This window comes from Thalassoglobus sp. (genome assembly GCF_048270125.1).
In the GTDB taxonomy this organism is placed as follows: Bacteria; Planctomycetota; Planctomycetia; order Planctomycetales; family Planctomycetaceae; genus Thalassoglobus.
This window is the reverse complement of the sequence record NZ_JBLWTN010000008.1, coordinates 1-20,258: the sequence shown is the minus strand read 5'-3', so window position 1 is coordinate 20,258 and position 20,258 is coordinate 1. Positions and strand designations below refer to the sequence as shown.

Here is a 20,258-nt window from a genome sequence, read left to right as displayed (position 1 = left end):
GAATGAAGCATGACAAGGCGTAGTCTGGAGAACTAATTTGAAAAAATATCAAATTGGAACAATCTCAAGATTCTTCAAGAACAAACTCTGAGCAAATTGAGGCCAGTGAAGTGTTGGAATGGTGAAGTGAACTCTGACCGAGACAAGAAAACAGCAATATGGTGAAGTTTTCAAGTTTTTTATAAGAAAGCTGCCAGAATTGATTCGGAGTGAACTCAAGAGAGTACAGAGGCAAACAATTGAGTTCATGTTGAGAGAAAAACATGCCAGTCAAATTCACCAGTCATGCTCGAATTCAAATGGAAGCTCGAGGAATCACCGTTGCCCAAGTTTACCGATTGCTGGCATACGGAAGGTTCCGGAATCAGTACGGAAGCTGTATTTGGTCTGCCAACCTCAATAGAATCAAAGACGAGTACTGGCGTTCTCTTTTGGAAAACTTGAGAGTCATATGCACTCCGGACCTGTGTGTCGTCACTGCTTTTCATATTGAAGAAGCACCCATGTACAACGTGACTTGGTGAGGAGAATTCAGATGTCGATTTTCGATCCAATTGAAGTTCAGCGAGTTGCGGATTGGCTTGATGAGGGTGAAGCTCTTCAAGCAGCCGCGACGTTATTAAATTCAAAACATCGAGAACATAAGGCTGTCCGTCCGCTGGTTATCCAGTGTGTTCGCCAACTCATCGAATTCGCAGAACGCGCATACGCCAAGAGCGATCTTGAAATCGCGTCGAAGCACAGCCGAATTGCCGAGAGGTTACTCGTACTTAGTGGATCAGATGCGGAGATTGCTTCAGCCATTCAAGTTGAGTTGGAGAATAGGAAAAAACAACGAATCGCAGAAGAGGAAGACCTTGAGTTGGGAAGGCAACTTCATGCAGCGAAGCGGTTACAAACGGCAGCCGAACAATTGGCGTCAGTGAGTCATCTCGACGAAGCCAAGCGAATCATCGATCGAATCGGGACCGGCCTGAAGGCATACGAGCGTAGTTGTGACAGCTGCTCCGAAGCCCTTGAAGGAGAGAATTTGGACCTGGCTCGATCCTGGCTGGAGAAAGCGAAAGGGATCAACAAGAGTGGAAAACGACTGCCAGGCTTAGAGGCAAAAATTCAGACCTTGGCGAAATCGCTGCACTCCGAGGACGCTAAAATCGAACAGGACCGAGCGATTTCAGCTGATGACAAGGGGGTCATTCTAGATTTCTGTTCGCCAGAGATGAACACGTTGGTGCTCTTCGGTCACTCACATGTCATCGGTTCCGCAAAGTCCGATGGAACGCTGGCAGATATCCGTATTCCAAGTGGGCAACTCCATCAGCAGCATGGAGTCATCTGCAGGCACTTGAGTCACAGCGGAGTGATGAATTATTGGATCACCCCGCATCCCAGTTACGACAATAATTATGTCACAATTGAACGGCCTGACGGAAATCAACAAAACCTACTTAAAGATGGTCATGCTCGTAGTGATAAACTGAATCATGGTGATCTCATCCACTTGCATGGAAAACCTGATCGCCACGAGTCAGGCAGCGTCACTTTACGATTTTCCTTTCAGTCGTTTCCAGAAAACAGAACATCTACGACTCTTGAGTTCGATCATTCAGGATCAACAGACGACTTGAATAAGCCGTATTTTGTCTGCAACAGAATCCAATGCAAACGTGTCGTGCTGTTTGACAAAAAACTCCACATTGGAACACAGGCAAATAATTCATCGGGAAGCGAAGAAGATGATAAATCTATCGAGTACTTAGAATCATACGAAAAAAAATGCATTGTTGCTGTTGCGCATCGCGGCATTCTTAAATCCAGAGGGCAATTGGGGGAGGTCCTCGATGAGGATGAACTCGAAATCCCAGCCCGGCTCAACTGTCGATTACTTTTTCAAAAAACTTACCAACATGCTCCAATGACAATCCGACATACTGCACTCAGCAAGGCGAATTGAACTATGAATGAGATATTGAAATTAGACCACGATTTTGCAGATGTCGCAGATGTTCTGGTGGAGTACGTAGAACGAATTACTCGCAACTTAAAACGGAAGTATCCTCAATTATCCTGGGAAGACTGCGAAGATGTCGCTCACGAAAGTATGCTCAAGACGTGTCAGAAGATGATGACTGGTCACAAAGGAGAACCGATTCAAAACCCTTGTGGATGGATGACCGAAACAGCGAAATTGGAAGTTCGAAACTTCTTACGAAAGAAACAGAACAAAACAAAAAAACAAGTTTCGATGGAAATTGAAACAATCCTGACACCAGACGATTCAGTAAAACTCACACCACTTGAAAATGAAGACCGACGAGTTCGACAAGGATGGAAATTGAGTGACACATTTCGAGAATTCGTCGCTTTCTGCGAGGAGAAAGGTGGTCGGTGGCTACGTATCAAAGAAACTCTGGAGCGCCATTTTCTCGGCGAGATGAAAGAGGACACCATTCTGGAAATGCAGCAATACGGAAATTCAAAAGCCCCGATAAAACTCTACGAAAGCGATCTTTCCGATGGATGGGGAGAAATTATAAGTATTCGCAATTCGCACGATGTTCACGACACTGTTTTTGACACAACTCCAAAACGTCGACTGGAACAGAATCTAGAAACGCCAGTCAGGTTCGAAAATCGAGAACCAACCGCAAAGGCTCTCGACGACATTCAGCGAGTCGCTGAAGAGATCGCATCCATGCAATCTTCGAGGCACGTTCACATGCTGATCGTGCGTGACACCTCTGCATTTTGTCCTTCGACCGAACGTGTCCGTTTGCTGCAGAGTCTCCGAGATGAATCCTCAAGCTTCGATCAAGATGATTGTCCAGTCGAACTTCTTGATGTCTACTTCCATTGCATTGAACGGAAGTGCCCGTATTGTGATGGGTCTCAACAGGAGACTGAGAGCGTCTGAAAATCCACTGGAGACTCCGATCGCGAGTGTGCGGCTTTCTTGTCTAATGCCTCATCAGCCTGAAGTCAAAGGTAAGTTTCTTCAGCGATCATCATTTTTCTTCCTGACTTCATATCTTCCTTCTTCCTTGATCCATATGAGGTCTTCTCCTTGAATCCATATGATGGGGACTACTGGGAAACCAGCCAAAAGAGTTTCGATCAGACTTTTCCATTCTTTGTATTCCTTGGGAGCAGGATTTGTTTTGGAAAGGTCAGCTAAGAGATGTTTCAAAATGTACCTGATGACATTCACCTGTAGACACCGGTTAGAAAATGTAGCGTCTGTCGGGGGGATGTTTTCCGGAATGAAAGTGTAGCGCCCAGATGATCACTTGTTGTCAGGTGTTCAGACTGTTGGTCTTTTGACCAACTCTTTGAACTTCAAGACAGCGAGGGACGGGTGTTCACTGACATGCAGAAGTGGGCGGAGATTCGTCGTCGTGTTTTGACAGGCGAGATCAGTAAACGAGGCGCGTGCCGTGAATACGGTATTCACTGGGAGACGCTGGAAAAAATTCTGACGTTCATCGAACCGCCAGGTTACCGGTTGAGTCAACCTCGTGGTTCCAAGATCGATCCTTACATGTCGATCATTGAGGAGATTCTGAAGTCGGACAAGAAGGTTCATCGCAAACAGCGGCATACTGCTCAGCGGATCTTTGAACGGCTCCGAGATGAGCACGGCTACTCCGGTGGATACACGATTGTTTCCACGGCAGTCCGCAAGCTCAAGCAGCAGGACAAGGAAGTCTTCCTGCCGCTGTCTCACCCACCAGGAGAAGCCCAAGTGGACTATGGGTATGCGGATGTCGTGTTGAATGGCGAGAAGACAAAGGTCGCGTTGTTCGTGATGACGCTGCCCTACTCGGACGCAATTTGCATTCAAGCCTTTCCGAGGGAATGTACCGAGTCGTTTCAGGAAGGTCATGTACGGGCTTTTGAGTTCTTTGGTGGCGTCCCAACTCGCATCAGCTATGACAACAGCAAAGTGGCTGTCGGAAAAATCGTCGGCAACCGTGAACGTGAAGTCACCAAGGAGTTTCTGCGGCTCAAAAGCCATTTCCTCTACGAAGATCACTTTTGTCTGGTGCGAAGACCAAACGAGAAAGGCCATGTTGAACGTCTGTTGGACTTTGCTCGTCGCTCGTTTCTGGTACCGGTCCCACAGATTGATTCTCTGGAAGCCTTGAACGAACAATTGCTGGCCTCTTGCGAAAAAGATTTGGAACGCACGCTCCGGGGAAAAGCGGCATCGAAACGAGAGTTACTCAAAGAGGAACAGCAGCGTTTCCTGTCGAATCCAAAAGAACAGTTTGAAGCCAAACGCCTGCAAACAGTCCATGCGAACTCGTTGTCTCTGATTCGCTTTGATCGAAACAGCTATTCGGTTCCGACAGACTATGCACATCGGTCGCTGACTGTCGTGGCGAGCGTTGATGAGGTGCGTATCGTCTGTGCCGAGGAACAGATCGCCTCTCACCCTCGCTGTTGGGAGAAAGAACAATTCTTCTTCAATCCGCTGCATTATTTGCAGCTTCTAGAACGCAAGCCAGGAGGCTTCGATCACGCCAAACCGTTCGAAGATTGGGAATTGCCAGTCTGCTTTGGCATTCTCCGCAGGCGTATGGAGTCAGAACCAAACGGTTTAGGAACACGCGAATTCATCAAAGTCTTGCAACTCTTAGAGCGTCATTCGCTGGCCACACTAACCTCAGCAGTGCGCTATGCCCTGGAAATTGGCACCAGCAGTGCTGAGGCCATCCTGTTGATCCTCCAGTACCAACAGGAGCCAGCCATCGACCTGTTCTGTTTGGATGGTCGACCTCATTTGAAACAGGTCAACGTCCAGCAAACCAACGTTTCTGCTTACCAATCCTTACTGACCACGAACCCTGAAAGATGTTCCGTCTCATGAAAAAGATCGAAACGAAAAGTCTGGTGCTCTTGCAGCACCATCTCAAGGCGTTACGAATGCCGACGATGCTCGCTGAATGCGAGAAGCTCGCCAACCAGTGCGCCACGGACAATGTTGATCATCTCGGTTTTCTTCTCAGACTCTGTGAGCTGGAACTGATTGATCGAGAACGTCGCGCTGCGGACCGGAGGCTGAAAGCAGCACAGTTTCCGAACCACAAAACGTTGGAGAGCTTCGACTTCAAATCGCAGCCATCGCTGAACAAGTTACTGATTACCGAACTGCTGCGTGGAGAGTATCTGGACAAGAAGGAAAACATTCTCCTGGTTGGAAATAGCGGGACCGGAAAAACGCATATTGCAACTGCATTGGGAATCGCAGCATGTGGTCAAGGGAAGCGAGTGAAGTTCTACCGCGTCACGGAATTGATCAGACTGCTCTTGGAAGCTCGTGAAGAACGGGATCTGCTCAGACTCAAAAAGCAACTTTCCAAGTTGGACCTGCTGATCCTTGATGAACTCGGCTACGTTCCAGCCAGTAAAGTGGGCGCCGAGTTATTCTTCGATGTCATCAGCACCGCCTACGAACGCCTGAGCGTGGTGATCACGACCAATCTACCGTTTGAGAACTGGACAGAAGTGTTGGGGAGTGAACGCCTCACAGGTGCCACTCTCGACCGACTGATTCACCGCTGCCACATTTTGGAGGCCTCCGGAGAAAGCTTCCGTCTTCAAGATGCGAAACGCCGACGCACAAAACGCTCAAGCAAAACAAAGACGACATAAAAGTAGAGAGATTACTCTTCCGGTCGAGTCGCTCACATCCACTTGGTCGGGTTCTTTTTTCGAACCAGCGCTCCGCTTTTCGACCGTCGAGCGCCACGTTTTCTCACTGACGTCTACAAGAAAAGAGATAGCCGTTTTGCGAGCTCGCAAAACGGCCTCATATCCAGTTGAGTCGGGGCGACATGATTTGAACGTGCGGTCTTCCGCTTTGAAAACGAGCGGTGCGGCTTTATAGATGTTCGCGGAGATCGAATTGTCTGCCAAACAAATCTGTCGCATCGAACCACAGATGGAGCTTGCTTGACGAAACCCTTTGCGAGAAGGGGAGTTTGAACATTAAGCAGTGAGAAAGAGCTAGACTCAACAGAATGGCGTGAGACAACTTCAGATGGCATGGAGTGTAAGTCCCTTCCGGGTAGGCAGTAGCAGTATCAAAGTTTACTGGAAAGCATCCCCGCATGGTGTCGTGTACATGGTCTTGTTCGTACAACGATGCGGGAGAGCTTTCTGATAGAATTTTCAAAACATACTGATGGCATTATTCTCCTTGTTTAAAACTTTTTCGGTATTCTAGATATCTACCAAACACTGGTACCAAAACGGGGTGCTGTGAAGTGCGATTTCAGTTGCCTATTATGCCTGAGCATGCCAGAGAGCTTCAATCCGCGCTCCTGTGAGGGAGCGATTATTAGCTTTTGTGTACGACTTCGCGGACGGTGTTTCAATCCGCGCTCCTGTGAGGGAGCGATAATGCCTCCCCCGCCTCGCAGGGGAGTGGTTGGTTTCAATCCGCGCTCCTGTGAGGGAGCGATTCCCGCTCATGGGTAATCCTCTTCATTTTCTGTTGTTTCAATCCGCGCTCCTGTGAGGGAGCGATTAAGCAGACTGTTGCGGAAGTGACTTACCGGATTGTTTCAATCCGCGCTCCTGTGAGGGAGCGATCGCCGATTCGATGCGTTCCGGTTCCGACCGTCGTGTTTCAATCCGCGCTCCTGTGAGGGAGCGATTAGGTCTTCCCGTCCATCGTGTACGTTGCCGACTGTTTCAATCCGCGCTCCTGTGAGGGAGCGATTTCGGTTTGTGATTGTTCGGTTGGTTCGGATTCCGGTTTCAATCCGCGCTCCTGTGAGGGAGCGATGTCAGCGAGGTACCTCTGTATGTATCCCTCCGTGGTTTCAATCCGCGCTCCTGTGAGGGAGCGATCTTAACTGCTGATGTGTATTTTGGTGGGACACGGTTTCAATCCGCGCTCCTGTGAGGGAGCGATACCGGTCAGAGGCTCGGAAGTTGTGCAGGGCATCGTTTCAATCCGCGCTCCTGTGAGGGAGCGATCAACCCTGAAGACAACCAGTCACTAAGAGTGCCGTTTCAATCCGCGCTCCTGTGAGGGAGCGATATCGGAGACACCACCAATAACGATTGGCAAATCGTTTCAATCCGCGCTCCTGTGAGGGAGCGATTGTTCGACTTCACGCGTGACGCCCACCGAATACCGTTTCAATCCGCGCTCCTGTGAGGGAGCGATCCCTCCAGTTCCGGCGATCATTCCGCCATTTTCGCTGTTTCAATCCGCGCTCCTGTGAGGGAGCGATCAACGGATTGCCCGGCTGTGTTTTTAAGCATAGTTGTTTCAATCCGCGCTCCTGTGAGGGAGCGATCCAACTCATCAACTTCGTCGGAGGTCAACTTTCGCAGTTTCAATCCGCGCTCCTGTGAGGGAGCGATGGATTTGCGATTCAAGGTTTCTGTAGTCGTTGCGTTTCAATCCGCGCTCCTGTGAGGGAGCGATACACGCGAGTCAAACGCCCTGATCGCATCCAACATGTTTCAATCCGCGCTCCTGTGAGGGAGCGATGTCACAACAATGCCGTCGACCTTGCAGCAGGAAGTTTCAATCCGCGCTCCTGTGAGGGAGCGATGCGAGAGCTTGTTCCAGTTGCTTCCGTTTTTCGTGTTTCAATCCGCGCTCCTGTGAGGGAGCGATCGAGCGAATCCGCCGTCTGACCTCGATGGCCATTGTTTCAATCCGCGCTCCTGTGAGGGAGCGATACTCGCTTCCAGAACTCTCTGAGGCGGCATCTGGTTTCAATCCGCGCTCCTGTGAGGGAGCGATGGAAACGTGACGATATCGAGTTCGCAACACTGGTGTTTCAATCCGCGCTCCTGTGAGGGAGCGATCTTCTTCTGGAGGAGTTGAAGCAGCAGATCAAAGTTTCAATCCGCGCTCCTGTGAGGGAGCGATAGTTGGACCAATTTGGAAGGGAGTCCACTCCGCTGTTTCAATCCGCGCTCCTGTGAGGGAGCGATAGGTCGATCATCAAGGCACACCCGCAAGCGGTGACGTTTCAATCCGCGCTCCTGTGAGGGAGCGATAGGTGCTCAAGAATAATGGCGATCACAAAAACAGTTTCAATCCGCGCTCCTGTGAGGGAGCGATCTACGAAGTCCTCAGCAGCCCTCAGATTCGACAGCGTTTCAATCCGCGCTCCTGTGAGGGAGCGATGCACCAATTCACGCGGACTCAAGTTGCTTGTAAAGTTTCAATCCGCGCTCCTGTGAGGGAGCGATGGCTGCCTTCAATCTTGAGCACTTTCGGTGCGGGGTTTCAATCCGCGCTCCTGTGAGGGAGCGATCAATCGCCTCTCTCGCCTCCTCCTGCAATGACTGGTTTCAATCCGCGCTCCTGTGAGGGAGCGATCTTCGCCGGACGGATTTTTAGAGATTTTTCGAGGGGTTTCAATCCGCGCTCCTGTGAGGGAGCGATACTGGCACAAGCAGGCCGTATTCTCAGAAGTCATTGTTTCAATCCGCGCTCCTGTGAGGGAGCGATGTCAGCAGCAGCTCACCAAAGCCGAGGCTGCTGAGTTTCAATCCGCGCTCCTGTGAGGGAGCGATGTTGCTGGGCAAGATGGTCGCTGAGTTGCGGTCATTGTTTCAATCCGCGCTCCTGTGAGGGAGCGATCACCGAGCAAGTCACCAATCACGTCGCCAATGTTGTTTCAATCCGCGCTCCTGTGAGGGAGCGATATTCCAGCGACGACGAATAACCGAGGTGGAGCAATGTTTCAATCCGCGCTCCTGTGAGGGAGCGATGGGGAGCGGAATGAACGGACAAGAAAAACAAATCAGTTTCAATCCGCGCTCCTGTGAGGGAGCGATTCCACGAACAGGATCTTGGCAATCCCCGCTCGGTGTTTCAATCCGCGCTCCTGTGAGGGAGCGATTCAGCTGCTTATCAACGTTGATTTCTGACGCCTTGTTTCAATCCGCGCTCCTGTGAGGGAGCGATTGGAGTGCGAGGTTTGGAGCGTGTTGTCGTTGCAGTTTCAATCCGCGCTCCTGTGAGGGAGCGATATTGGAGCATTCGGCTAGATGTCTGTAATCGACGTGTTTCAATCCGCGCTCCTGTGAGGGAGCGATCTGGTCGTTGAGTTGGCGAAAATCATGTTTAACAGTTTCAATCCGCGCTCCTGTGAGGGAGCGATTCTATCTCCAGCGAGATAATCAACACCGGTTGCTGTTTCAATCCGCGCTCCTGTGAGGGAGCGATTTGGCGACGCAGAAGCAACGGCACTGGCAGCACAGTTTCAATCCGCGCTCCTGTGAGGGAGCGATGGCTTCTTCGCAAAGCTGTGGTTTCAGGTGCAACGGTTTCAATCCGCGCTCCTGTGAGGGAGCGATTTTGTTTCTGCTCGTAGTTCTCAACCCCGAAGTGTTTCAATCCGCGCTCCTGTGAGGGAGCGATCCGGTTCCGTGTAACCTGTTGTCGCGTAGGTCTTGTTTCAATCCGCGCTCCTGTGAGGGAGCGATCGGACGATGCGACGCGCCGTCGATTCCGTGAATTGTTTCAATCCGCGCTCCTGTGAGGGAGCGATGATGAGATCAGGTTTATGTTGGCGCCACCTACCAGTTTCAATCCGCGCTCCTGTGAGGGAGCGATCCGGTGACGGTGATATTGACACGACTGACCACGGTTTCAATCCGCGCTCCTGTGAGGGAGCGATATGCAGATTGGCGTGCGACTACTGGGACAATCGGTTTCAATCCGCGCTCCTGTGAGGGAGCGATCCTGGCCGTAAGTCGAGACGGCATCGATTGACGAGTTTCAATCCGCGCTCCTGTGAGGGAGCGATCGCCGATCAGGTCGACGGAACCGAGCCCTGGCGCGTTTCAATCCGCGCTCCTGTGAGGGAGCGATGCGTGATTCGCCGAAACGGCGTCGACGGCGGATTGTTTCAATCCGCGCTCCTGTGAGGGAGCGATTTTAGGACATCTTTCAAACTGGTAGGCGATATGAGTGTTTCAATCCGCGCTCCTGTGAGGGAGCGATCAGGTGGTTTACGTCTAGGCGGTGGGCGTCCAGAGTTTCAATCCGCGCTCCTGTGAGGGAGCGATTTCGCGGTTATGGTGACTGACGAAAACGGGAATGAGTTTCAATCCGCGCTCCTGTGAGGGAGCGATACCGAGAGGTTAACTTGAATCGAGCATTCGGGATAGGGAATGGAAAGTGCGAACCGGGTGATTTGATAGTCACGAGGCATTGTTCTTTTGCTGGGCGGAAGTGTTAAGTTCCAGACTTCATTGTGCTTATGGCTATCGCGAACCTAAAGGGGATGGTGCGTGCGCTTTGGGTTCGCGTTAGACAATTAAGGGACCGTCGACGTCGTAGCTGGGCTTGGCTCCAACGTGTTCGACGCGGCGATGCCAGTTGGCTCCCAGATAGTAGAAACGGAGGCTGTCTTCAGCGGGGTTGATAATTGATTCTAGCTGGTACTTGCAGTCAGTCCATTGTGCGGGATCGACTTTCATTTCAAAGACGGAATTTTGTACGCGTTGCCCATAGTTCAAGCAAGTCTTGGCGACATGCCTGAGGCGCTTGATGCCTCCCGGAGTTGATGTGGCGACATCATATGTAACGAGGACATACATAAATTTTCTCTCTTATTTCCAGATGAAAGGAGGGTAACCATCAAGGTCGCCCCGAAGGTGGCGCGCCATGAGTCGGGCTTGCAAGTGAATCAATAAACCGACGGACGTTTTCTCTCCGAGGAAAGGATGTGTGATGACCTCTTGCTTGCGTTCCTGGTAGGCGACGAGAACCGTTTTGCGGGTGGCGTCGTCCATCTTCACTGCTCCGGTTTCGAGATAATCAAAACCTTTCTCGGTCACCTGACGTCGATTGATTAATGACAATGCCAAGCGGTCAGCGAGAAATGGTCGAAATTCCTCCATCAGGTCGAGTGCCATGCCGGGACGACCTGGACGGTCGCGATGCAAAAAACCGACAGCCGCATCTAAGCCAGATGCTTCACAAGCGGAGCGGGCATCGTGTGTAAGAAGGGCGTAGATGAGTGAGAGCAACGCATTCAGTGCGTCGCGTGGCGGTCGACGCGAGCGTTTCGTGTAGATGAATTCATCGGGAGCGGCGTTCACCAAATCATTAAAGGCCGAGAAATAGCTGACAGCTGCTTCGCCTTCTAAACCCCGCAAGCGATCAACGTCATTTGTCGCTCGCACATCAATGATATTCGCAGCTAATCGACCGGCGACAGCTTGCAGACGTTCGCTGCGGTTTGGATCGGTGGAGTCTCTGGCTGCACGTAGTAGAACGGCGCGACAGTTCGCGAGTTTTCCCACGACGATTGCCTGGGAAATCGCACCGCAAGCATCAGAGGCGTCGGAAAGTCGGTACTGTTGGCGACGCAGAAATACGTTCCCGGGCGAGAAGCCAACCACAGCGGCACGAAAGCGTCCTTCTGGTGAAAGGAATGAGATGGAGATGTTGGCTTCGGCACATGCCCCCATCAGTTGTGGACTCATGCTGATGCGACCGAAGCACATGATCCCGTCGAGATTGTGGAGAGGAACGCGGAGCTTCGTTTCCTTTTCAACCCTGACTGTGACTGCTTCTCCGTCCTTTGCTAGGTACGTCCCTTCTGTGGTGATAAACAGCGTGTTGAGATGCGTTTTCACAGGTGCCCTTATTATTAACCAGAAACGTAATTAGAACAACAATGCCTCAACTCCGTGGTCGACATTCGATGTAAGTAGAAACGTGTGGGAGTAATAAGAAGTGATATTACTGAAGCATTCGATTTAAGTACTCTTTGGCAGATTTGGTGTTTGATGTGGCATCAGGCAGACAGAGATGGAACAGCGAACAGGTGTCGCACTTCTTCTCTCTGACGGCGGGCGGTGTGAGCATGTTGTCAATGATTTCATGAAGACGAATTGCCGTTGCGGTCGTCGTTGCTCTTAACTTTTCATCGCAAGCGACATCGACGCGACGACGTTTCTCTCCGTAGAAAAGTTGCCCGGTGGGAATGGAAACACCGAGCATTTCTTCAAGACACATCGCCTGTGCACAGAGTTGTACTCGGTCGCAATCGTTGGACTTCGGTTTCCCCCGTTTATATTCGACCGGCGTGACGCGCCACTTGGCACGTTGTTCTGCGGTTGATCGCTGTAAGACATCGACGAGTGTCTTACGACCAATTCTCTGCTCTGTGGGTGGTTCCCATTCGATGACATCCGCTTGTCCAGAGAGCCCGAGAGAAAAGCTTTGCAGCGGCAACCCCCGCGTGATGCGGACACCATCGCGGGTTTCAGGTTTGCCGGTATGAGCCTTCTCGTGCAGCCAGTTCCCTTCCGCCGTAAACAGATTCTCTGCCCACAACCGCTCTACATGAATGAGCGCACACTGCCGCTCACAAAACAACAAATGCTGCATGGCAGAGAGTGGAATGAGATTGTCTTCGGCGTAGGTCATATCATTACACTTACAGCTTTCGGAGAATAGTAACTCCTTCGGGGAAATTCTGTTCGTTTACTTCAACGGCGTAATCGGAGAAGGATCGAGCGGGAACTGCTTCACCGTCAGCGGTTTCTTGTCGCTTGACTGTCACTCGCTCGAACAATTTGTTGGCAGGCGCATTTCCGAGCTTACTCGCATGTTCAAAAACGATCAGTGCCTGCGGTGACATCTCTCCTCGGGATGCAGAGCGATCAGTCTCGAACATTTGCTGAAGTGCCAACCAGAAGAGTTCCAGGTCTTCTCCATTCTCATCGAATCCGGTTTGAGCAGCGAGTTGCGGGTTAATGAAACCATGGACACGGTAGAGACCGTAGGGAATGGTGAACTTGCGTCCCATGGTACGGTTTCCACCATCTTGCTTTTCCGCCTCTCGCTCTGTAGTCACAGCACAGCGTGTGAGAGCATGTTCCAAAGCAACGACAGGATCGACACTGCGTCCCATAGCAAACTGGACAGGACCGCGGACCTGCCCGCAGTTGACCTCGGTCGTCATGACTGCTCCGAAGCTGCGTATGTCGAAGAAGTTGTGACACATCCATTTCGTCAATTCCTTGTCTTCTGCTGCCTTGTCCTTGCCTTTCGACTTCCGTTTTTTGGGGTCAATATCATGGGCTTCATAAGCGCGAGCGTGCTGATTGTTGAGAATCGCTTTCTCTTTCACATAGATTTCAAATGGTGGCTGCTCTTCTTTCACGAGACCTACATAGTTGCGAATTTTTCGCTTGAGACAAACGTCAGTGACCAAGCCCTGTCCTGTCTCTGGATCGACACGGGGCAAATTGCCAGCATCGGGATCGCCGTTGGGGTTTCCGTCTTTCACATCGAACAGGTAAACGAAATCGTATCGTGAAATCATGGTTCTATTCCTCTTCAGAATTGGTGGTGGCTAGTTTATTTTTTTTAGTGAAGATGTCTTGTCGTTGATGGTAATAGCCGATGGCGAACAGACCTTGGTCTTTCAGGTTGAGATGGCTTGGAAAGACATCAAGCATTGAACAGATTTCCTGAATCCTCTTTTCGTGGTAGGTTTTTGTTGGCTTCTCGAGCATGCCCAGGTGGTGTTGACTCATCCGTATAAGACGCGGGAAGACACTTCCGGGAGTGGCAGAGGCTGCTCCGAAGTAACGATCCTTGATCGTGTCGTTAATTCCGGGCATGGCGTCCTCCTGAGTTTTCTCAAGTTCTGCGAAGAGTCGACCTAAGCGATAACTGGCGTCTGCTCGGTCAGGGTCAAGGGACATGGGAAGCTCCTTTTCAAGAGGGGAAATATTAAAACGGGTGTTACGATTAAGGCACGCCTTGATAGTTGCGGCGCGAGTATGGTTGATGCTGCGGTCGGCTCGGATGCGGCGGATGAGGGCGGAGAGCAACATCGTTGGGTAAGGTTGCCCGGTCAGGATGGCTCTCATGAGCGCCCCACTGAGCAACGGTGGAATGTCTTTCGATTCGCGGGCGGTTTCGCGAATGATTTGCCAGGGGGCGATGAATTCTTTGTCTCGTTCGCTGCGGGCGATGTCGAGGTCTGCGAAGTGCTGATGAAGATGTTTGACGAACTCGCCCAAGGTCGTAACATACCAAAACCGAACAGAAACTCGGGCTGCGTTGGGAGAGAGTCCGAGGACGTAAAACGGTGTCGACTGATCTCCGAAGTTGCTGGGATACTGACCGCTGGCAATCGCTTTAAGAGTCGCTTGCAGCACGTTCAATTGTGCCTGATCTTCCGGGGGAGGGTTACCGAGGACAATACCGAGAATGTTCTCTGCTTCAGTCTTCTGCTCGGTCCAAAAGACCGTAGTCGCATCGCCAATTTGGATACGACGACTGCGGTCAGCGAGGAGTCGATTAAGGGCGGTGCAATACTGGAAGGTCGCTAATTCACTGACTGGCGAGTTGTTGGATTGGCTTTTCCCATACGATTCGAAGGCATCTAGGTTGAAGGAAACAATCGCTGCTCCGGCAGATTGACCTCCCATGACTCCTTTAATCTTTGGTTCATGCAAGCGTGCGATGGTCGCTGACTTTCCAGTCACGAGGCATTGCCCGGTGGTTTCTTCTGAACTCTCGTCGTTATTACCAATTTGTGTTAACCACCAATCACGAATGGCTGGTTGCTCGTGGACGAAATGCTTTGCCCCACGAATGCGGAAGAGACCAAAGCCTGTCGCGATATCGACTAAGGTTTCTTGCTCGGCGCCTTTTGAAGTTTCCCATTTTTCCAGAAAACGACAAACGGAAGAGAATTCGGGATCGTTGATGGCGGCTTCGAGGTCGAGATGCCGTTGGCGAAAAGCTTCAAAACATTGGAGCGTTCGTTCTGGTTTTGGGTCATCCGGCTTATAGCCCAACATGTATGTTGGGTTATCCCAAAGGAAGCAGGGGTTGACCCCAGAGCCAGACGGTTTCGCACCACCGCAGACGACAAGCGATCGAGCGAGAAGTTTCTTGCCCTCTTGCGTGCGAAGATCTTCAATGCTGTGAAAGGCGCCATTTTTTTCAATCACGACAGCGTAAGCAATGCGCTGTCGACTAAACCCAAACGCTGCGACGTCCGCTTCGGGATCAGCTGAGAGACGTTCGTAATAATTATTGAGTGCTTGCAGAATCATGCTTGCTCCTCTGGTTGAGTCCGTTCGAGGGCGGGGACGTCGATAATTCCGTTAGTCATGCTAGCTCGGAAGAAATGTGGGATGGTGTTGAGCCTTTCACCGGTGTGGGCGGAGATGGTGTCCGACTTCTTTCCGCTGGTTGGTTGAAACTCGATGTCGTGCAGCATGTAGCCCAGGTCTTGTTCACCTGTCAGTTCTGAAGCAGGAATTTCTCCGTCGATCCAGTCGAAGTCGCAGGGGAACTCTCGACAACCAAAGTAAGGATGATGAAAGTATTGACCTTTCTCAGCCCGACGCTTGAACATGTTAAAATGTTTTTCTACAGGATCGCTGTTGTCGATGAGTTCGATATGGGCTTCAATGACATAGGCGACATCCCGCAAGATCGTCGCTGCCCGTTGTTGCCTGTTCTCTTCGATGAAAATCCCGAGCGGGCTGTCCGATGTTCCTTTCTTCATTGCTGATTTGACATTCGATGCCGATGCTTTCGAGGAGACTTCGTTGCGACGAATGTTCGTGAAGCGAATCGGCTTGAGGACATGCAACCGGTCAACCACCCAGCGAATCTGCGGCTTCCAGTAGATCGCTTCGAGAACTCCCCTCGCAGCGGAAGGGGTGATGACGTCGTAGCTGACTCTCTCGACTTTCATTTCAGGACGGGTGAAACAGGCGTACTCGCCCCAGACTTTGAGTTTGATTGGTGATGTCGATGGCATAGTTGAAATCTTCTATGGACGTGTCAGGAATTGAAAAGCAGAAGTCGTGCGTTATTCGTAAGTGAGTGATGAACTCAATTTTGTTTAACAAGATTTTGTATTTTTACTAATCTATTATGAATCATGGCATCAGGACCGAAGACTCAATGTACCCCGGTCGGTCGACCCTAATTCCGAGTTTTACGTCGTAGGCGCTGGGGTTGAGTAAGGCAGGATATTGGTCGTGGATCATCTCGATATCAGGTCGCATGAGTATGAAGAGATGGTCATGCAGCGTAACGGAATATCGTTGCAGTTTTCGTAGTAGGAAACGGTCAGGTCCGTCGTCGCGAAGTTGCTGAATGAGTTGCTCTCCTTCTTTCTTGTAAGGGACATAAATGGTCTGGCCGTTCTCTTCAATCATGCGGAAGCGTTCAGCAGCAGTGCGGAAATTGAACGGCATGTTATTGCCGTACGGAAAACAATTCATAACACCCTTGTCGCTGGTTTTGTCCCATTTATTTTCACCCGCTTGATTCCAGTAGTGCAGTTCAAAGTATTTCTGTACTGCTTCAGGGTCGAGAAGATCATCGAAGTCGGGGGCGATCTCCCTTGCTGTTTGCGCAACAGACTTGAGATACCCATTCAGCTTGACCTCCGCCGGTTCAAAGACGAAGACATCACCGGTCGGTAAACGGCCTTCACGATTGCAACGACCGGCAGCTTGTGCAATCGAATCGATTCCGGTCATCGCGCGGTACACAACGGGGAAGTCGACATCAACTCCGGCTTCGATGAGTTGTGTACTGATGACTCGACAAAATTCTCCATCATTTAAGCGTTGACGGATTTCCGAGATGACTTCCGATCGATGTTGTCCGCACATGTAAGTGCTGAGATGGAATACTGAATCTTGGCAATCCAATTGCTCGCTGAGTTCACGGTACAACTTGGCTGCGTGTGCCCGTGTATTAACAATGGTTAAGAACGCATCGTGTTTGCTCAGTCGTTCAATGAGTTCGTCATCGGTCAGTGTTCCCGCTTTTGTGACATCCACGCGTTTGAGCGTTTGATACAACTCCGCGGGTTTCGGAATAATCTCTCGAACATCTTGCAACCCGATTTTAAAATCTTCACGATGCAGAATACCGGGTTGCGTCGCTGTACACAGAATGATCGTACAACCATAGTTGAGGACCAACTCATTCAGCACCGCGAGGCATGGTCTCAGACGGTCTACCGGCAGTGTTTGTGCTTCATCGAGAATGATGATGCTGTTCGTCAGATTGTGCAGCTTACGACAGCGAGAGGTTTTGGCTGCGAAGAGCGATTCAAAGAATTGCACATTCGTAGTCACCACGAGTGGTGCATCCCAGTTCTCGGCAGCGAGTCTCGATTGAGGGCTTTCGTGCTGACTATCAGGATCAACGTTGGAGTGGTGTTCGAGAACGAGACTGGAGTCAAGGTCTGCAAAAACTTCGCGGAAGACGTTGGCAGTCTGCTCGATGATGCTGGTAAAAGGGATGGCATAAATGATGCGACTACGGTCGTGCTTTAGCAGATGATCAATTGCAAAAGCCAACGAAGAGAGTGTTTTGCCGCCGCCGGTGGGGACGGTCAGGGAGAAGAGTCCAGTTGGAAATAGGCTGGCTTCTCGGCAGGCTGCGAGAACCTGTTGCCGGCATTCTTTGACTTTGCCTGGAGGAGCAGCTTCAGCTTTCTCGTTCAGAAGCGACTGTAGGGCAGATTGCATCTCTTCAAATGGTGATGAATCTTGTGGTCGCAGTTTCGCTCGCTGTGGACTCATGAACCGTTCAGTTGCCAGGAAGTCCGCGTCGACGAGGCAGGAGAAGAGCATCCGTGTGAAGAAGGCGAGTTGGAACCCGATGGTCTCGCGATTATTGTCGGGCATCTTGATCGAGGGGACTGCGAGAACTCGCTGTGGCTTCAATAGGTCCGCCGGAGCGAGATTGTAAGGTTCGATCTCTTTCTCTTGGAGACGAGAGGTCAGGCTGGAACGCGGTCCTTCTCGATCCGCTAACCCTGCGTGATGACCTGCGATCACGTACGCAATGATTTGTCCCCAAGGCGGAATCGTTTCCGCAGCGTGTCTTGCCCCAGCAGTGGAGTGGTCGACTTTGGTTCGCTGTTCAATGTGTGCTTCAAAACCATTCGCGGTGAGCAGATAATCCTGAAACTTTCGCGAGAACTTCCCGATGTCATGCCACAGACCTGCCAGATAACCGAAGTCGGCAGCATTAAAACTGGCAGCGAACTTTTCAGAGAGTTCAGCCACCTCTCGCAGATGAACTTCAAGTGGTTCCCATTGACTCTGGTCCGCATCCTCAACGGAGTGTGCAAAGAAATGTCTGTTTGTTCGAGTGGCCCTGCTCATGATGAAAAGAGATTGACAAATTCAAGCAGCAGTTGTCAACTCAAAGACTCTAAGAGAATTCTCAGCACCTTTGTTTTTTATAATAATTCCTCTCGTAGATTTCTAACATTACCTAATGTCGCCCTCGAGTTAAACACTTAGCCCTGCCTCTAAAGTCTCTGCTTGAGAAGGTCTATGTCGAAAACGCGGTGGAGGTAAACAAGGTGAAAAACACGTTGCTATCGATTCAGGTTGATATCACAGGATGTTCTCAATCAACCAGAAGCCGAAGATATTTCTGCGTCGATGCCTGGCGAAGGAAACGTGTCTCATTCACTCGAGTCGAAGTTTGATCTCAAATCCGATTTCAGCGGCGAACTGCCATTCCGGTCGATTACGAACGGTCCAGACTATGGCGCGGTCACGACACCCATTTGTTGACCGTTTTCGCTGACAGAGACCTGCTTGATAATCGCTTGCCAGACGCTTCCTGCAAGAGATTATTCTGATAGCTAAAAAAACCACACACGAGTTGGCGTGAGCAGAATCAGATTACCGCTAGCCTGCGCTCACGAATTTCAAGAAATGCAGGCAGGTGGTCTCCTTGACTGAAGCGTTTGAGAAGTGATTAGCACGGATTTCTCACTGGAAGAATAAACGAAACGGTCGTTTTTTGCGTAAGTGATTTTGAACACAACACCTTCGCAACTTTAAACGGACCGTTTCGTCATGACACAGTGTCTCGAGCAGCTCACGCTTTTTCAACCTCATCAGGCCCGTTCTGTCCAAGCTGATTTTTCGGCGGAGCCGATCTTTTCGGACGGGGGTGGGTTGCTGCTGCGGGAGATCGAACAGCGACTGGGGATCATCGACTCCTTTGTCGATTGTTTCCGAGATTACCGTGACCCTGATCGCATTGAATTTTCTGTAGGAGAGTTGCTCAGTCAGCAGATCATGGGACTCGCATTGGGGTATGAAGATCTGAATGATCACGATGTTCTGCGCAGCGACCGGTTGCTCGCTTTGATCGTCGGACGTTCTGACATCACCGGTCAAGACCGACGCGACGAACAGGACCGCGGCAAGCCGTTGGCGGGGAAAAGTACTCTCAATCGGCTGCAACTCACGCCACCCGGAGCCAGTGAACAGAGCCGCTACAAGAAGATTGCAGCCAATGTGGAATCGATCCATGACACGCTGATCGATCTGTTTATTCGGTTGCGGTCGCTGCAAGGGACGCCGGAGGAATTGGTCATCGACTTCGATGCAACCGACGATCCGGTGCATGGGGACCAACTCGGCAAGTTCTTTCACGGGTACTATGGTCACCACTGTTTCCTGCCGCTGTATGCATTCTGTGATGGGTGGCCGCGGTTCGTGGTGACCAGTCTCGAGTTGGCTCGGGCTGATCCACAGTCTTTGTATGAACAGATTTATCGTGTTCGGGGTGAAAAGCAATCGGCGTGACTGCGGCTGAGCAGTCACTTGCTGAGCGGTAGTAAGACTTCGATCAAAGAGCAACAGTTGATGTTGTTCGCTGATCGCACAAGTGCTCACACGATGCGTGCGAATCAATTACGGCTGACCTTCTCGACGATTGCATACGTGTTGCACCATGCGTTGCGGACGTTCGGGTTGAGCGGGACGGAATTCGAGTCGGCTCAGGCAGAAACCGTCCGCACACGAGTGCTGAAAATCGGAGCTCAGATCAAGGTCAGCGTCCGACGAATTTGAGTGAGACTCTCAGCTACGCATCCGCTACAGAGAATGTTCGGAACAATTCTGAGCAACCTGCGAACAAATCTCCCCCCACCTCAGTTGAGTTGAGAGTTCTCTCCATGGAAATCGCGCCCTGGAGCCCAGCTCACCGCTCCCGGTCTGTCGCGAGTGAGCGTCAATCACCCGAACACCCCAAAAAGCGACCTCCAAGACCACCCCGTGAGAAATACGGGCTAGCTGGATTTCTTGAGGCAGGTTCACGTTTGAAATGCGACTGATATTGGGTTGATCTTGAATGAAACATCGCTGGGTGCTCGACTAGAGCATCTTTCTTTTAGTTTTTCAGTAGATTTGAGGTGATTGGTGATTTAGTCTATTGGTTGTGTGGGGCTCGC

The 20,258-nt window shown here is 50.9% G+C and carries 14 protein-coding genes and 1 CRISPR repeat array; of the genes, 7 read left to right on the top strand and 7 right to left on the bottom strand.

What is annotated here, in order from left to right:
• Positions 1-263: 263 nt before the first annotated feature.
• The 5 genes from ACN0YR_RS11470 to istB all read left to right on the top strand — a co-directional run bounded on the left by ACN0YR_RS11470 (position 264) and on the right by istB (position 5,655).
• Positions 264-524 (top strand): DUF4258 domain-containing protein, encoded by a 261-nt coding sequence (locus ACN0YR_RS11470; RefSeq protein ID WP_417849359.1) that lies wholly within the window; start codon positions 264-266, stop codon positions 522-524.
• 11 nt (positions 525-535) lie between these two features.
• Entirely contained in the window at positions 536-1,954 is a 1,419-nt protein-coding gene (locus tag ACN0YR_RS11465; protein ID WP_417849358.1) for a hypothetical protein, read from the top strand.
• A 3-nt stretch (positions 1,955-1,957) separates the two neighbouring features.
• The gene (locus ACN0YR_RS11460) at positions 1,958-2,914 is read left to right on the top strand and encodes a hypothetical protein (protein WP_417849357.1); all 957 of its coding nucleotides are present in this window, start codon (positions 1,958-1,960) and stop codon (positions 2,912-2,914) included.
• A 441-nt stretch (positions 2,915-3,355) separates the two neighbouring features.
• Complete coding sequence (istA, locus tag ACN0YR_RS11455; RefSeq protein ID WP_417849356.1) at positions 3,356-4,870, top strand: IS21 family transposase; 1,515 nt, start codon at positions 3,356-3,358, stop codon at positions 4,868-4,870.
• On the top strand, positions 4,867-5,655 hold the full coding sequence (gene istB, locus ACN0YR_RS11450) for an IS21-like element helper ATPase IstB (RefSeq protein WP_417849355.1): 789 nt from the start codon (positions 4,867-4,869) through the stop codon (positions 5,653-5,655). Before istA ends, istB begins: the two co-directional genes overlap by 4 nt.
• Before the next feature lie 655 nt (positions 5,656-6,310).
• Positions 6,311-10,116: direct repeats of the CRISPR family, unit length 31 nt; unit sequence GTTTCAATCCGCGCTCCTGTGAGGGAGCGAT.
• Between the two features lie 177 nt (positions 10,117-10,293).
• Here the strand turns inward: istB and cas2 are convergent.
• The 7 genes from cas2 to cas3 form a co-directional block, all read right to left on the bottom strand.
• A complete protein-coding gene (cas2, locus tag ACN0YR_RS11445) occupies positions 10,294-10,584 on the bottom strand; it encodes a CRISPR-associated endonuclease Cas2 (RefSeq protein WP_417849354.1) in 291 nt (96 codons plus the stop codon).
• Between the two features lie 12 nt (positions 10,585-10,596).
• The gene (cas1c, locus tag ACN0YR_RS11440) at positions 10,597-11,628 is read right to left on the bottom strand and encodes a type I-C CRISPR-associated endonuclease Cas1c (RefSeq protein WP_417849353.1); all 1,032 of its coding nucleotides are present in this window, start codon (positions 11,626-11,628) and stop codon (positions 10,597-10,599) included.
• 106 nt (positions 11,629-11,734) lie between these two features.
• The gene (cas4, locus tag ACN0YR_RS11435; RefSeq protein ID WP_417849352.1) at positions 11,735-12,424 is read right to left on the bottom strand and encodes a CRISPR-associated protein Cas4; all 690 of its coding nucleotides are present in this window, start codon (positions 12,422-12,424) and stop codon (positions 11,735-11,737) included.
• Positions 12,425-12,434: 10 nt separating this feature from the next.
• On the bottom strand, positions 12,435-13,325 hold the full coding sequence (cas7c, locus tag ACN0YR_RS11430; protein WP_417849351.1) for a type I-C CRISPR-associated protein Cas7/Csd2: 891 nt from the start codon (positions 13,323-13,325) through the stop codon (positions 12,435-12,437).
• A gap of 4 nt (positions 13,326-13,329) precedes the next feature.
• On the bottom strand, positions 13,330-15,075 hold the full coding sequence (gene cas8c, locus ACN0YR_RS11425; protein WP_417849350.1) for a type I-C CRISPR-associated protein Cas8c/Csd1: 1,746 nt from the start codon (positions 15,073-15,075) through the stop codon (positions 13,330-13,332).
• Positions 15,072-15,791, bottom strand: a complete 720-nt coding sequence (gene cas5c / locus ACN0YR_RS11420) for a type I-C CRISPR-associated protein Cas5c (protein ID WP_417849349.1) — start codon at positions 15,789-15,791, stop codon at positions 15,072-15,074. Before cas5c ends, cas8c begins: the two co-directional genes overlap by 4 nt.
• Before the next feature lie 121 nt (positions 15,792-15,912).
• Positions 15,913-18,165: a CRISPR-associated helicase Cas3' gene (gene cas3, locus ACN0YR_RS11415; protein ID WP_417849348.1), complete on the bottom strand. Its 2,253-nt coding sequence runs from the start codon at positions 18,163-18,165 to the stop codon at positions 15,913-15,915.
• 708 nt (positions 18,166-18,873) lie between these two features.
• Between cas3 and ACN0YR_RS11410 the strand changes: the two genes are divergently transcribed.
• Together ACN0YR_RS11410 and ACN0YR_RS11405 are read left to right on the top strand one after the other, a co-directional pair.
• Positions 18,874-19,611, top strand: a complete 738-nt coding sequence (locus ACN0YR_RS11410) for a transposase (RefSeq protein ID WP_417849347.1) — start codon at positions 18,874-18,876, stop codon at positions 19,609-19,611.
• An 18-nt stretch (positions 19,612-19,629) separates the two neighbouring features.
• The gene (locus ACN0YR_RS11405; RefSeq protein WP_417849346.1) at positions 19,630-19,878 is read left to right on the top strand and encodes a transposase; all 249 of its coding nucleotides are present in this window, start codon (positions 19,630-19,632) and stop codon (positions 19,876-19,878) included.
• The last annotated feature ends 380 nt before the right edge of the window (positions 19,879-20,258 follow it).

Bases quoted from the DNA above. Each gene is read 5' to 3' on its own strand.
- ACN0YR_RS11470 (WP_417849359.1), top strand. From the start codon at position 264: ATGCCAGTCAAATTCACCAGTCATGCTCGAATTCAAATGGAAGCTCGA.
- ACN0YR_RS11465 (WP_417849358.1), top strand. From the start codon at position 536: ATGTCGATTTTCGATCCAATTGAAGTTCAGCGAGTTGCGGATTGGCTT.
- ACN0YR_RS11460 (WP_417849357.1), top strand. From the start codon at position 1,958: ATGAATGAGATATTGAAATTAGACCACGATTTTGCAGATGTCGCAGAT.
- istB (WP_417849355.1), top strand. From the start codon at position 4,867: ATGAAAAAGATCGAAACGAAAAGTCTGGTGCTCTTGCAGCACCATCTC.
- cas2 (WP_417849354.1), bottom strand. From the start codon at position 10,584: ATGTATGTCCTCGTTACATATGATGTCGCCACATCAACTCCGGGAGGC.
- cas4 (WP_417849352.1), bottom strand. From the start codon at position 12,424: ATGACCTACGCCGAAGACAATCTCATTCCACTCTCTGCCATGCAGCAT.
- cas7c (WP_417849351.1), bottom strand. From the start codon at position 13,325: ATGATTTCACGATACGATTTCGTTTACCTGTTCGATGTGAAAGACGGA.
- cas8c (WP_417849350.1), bottom strand. From the start codon at position 15,075: ATGATTCTGCAAGCACTCAATAATTATTACGAACGTCTCTCAGCTGAT.
- cas5c (WP_417849349.1), bottom strand. From the start codon at position 15,791: ATGCCATCGACATCACCAATCAAACTCAAAGTCTGGGGCGAGTACGCC.
- cas3 (WP_417849348.1), bottom strand. From the start codon at position 18,165: ATGAGCAGGGCCACTCGAACAAACAGACATTTCTTTGCACACTCCGTT.
- ACN0YR_RS11410 (WP_417849347.1), top strand. From the start codon at position 18,874: ATGACACAGTGTCTCGAGCAGCTCACGCTTTTTCAACCTCATCAGGCC.